The sequence below is a fragment of the Acuticoccus kandeliae genome (genome assembly GCF_003073115.1).
Genome location: NZ_QBBV01000038.1, coordinates 1 through 509 on the forward strand (window position 1 = coordinate 1; position 509 = coordinate 509).

A 509-nucleotide genomic window follows, 5' to 3' on the forward strand; every position below is an offset into this window, starting at 1 on the left:
CCGACACCGGGCCGGCCGGGAACGGAGCACAGTGATGAGCACCGTCGTCGTCGGCGTGGACGGATCGGACGCGGCCCTGGACGCCGTCGCGTGGGCGGCCCGCGAGGCCGCCGCCCGGCACGCCGACCTGCTGCTCGTGCAGGCATTCGACGTGGCCGGGCTGTACGCGGACGCCGCCGTCGCACCCCTGCTCGACGACGTCGAGGAGTCGATCCGCGAGGAGTCCCGAGCGACCCTCGACGCGGCCCGGCACGCCGCCGCGCAGGCCGCACCCGAGGTCGCGGTCGACGTCGCCGAGGACCGGCGGGCGCCGTCGACGGCACTGGTCGAGCGGTCCGCCACGGCGGAGCTGCTGGTACTCGGGTCCGCCGGACGCGGGGCGATGGGCACCGCGCTGGGATCGGTGACCCTCGCCGTGGCCTCGCACGCTGGCTGCCCGGTCGTCGTCGGCCGCGGGAGCTCGGCCGACGGGCCGGGCCGGGGCGGGATCGACGGCGGCCCGCTGTCCG

General features: G+C 78.2%; 1 protein-coding gene. It reads left to right on the forward strand.

Annotated features, from left to right (window positions below; all coding sequences use genetic code 11):
• Window positions 1-34: 34 nt before the first annotated feature.
• The coding region (locus DBV35_RS29185; RefSeq protein WP_170135077.1) for a universal stress protein at window positions 35-509 on the forward strand (475 nt) is incomplete at its 3' end.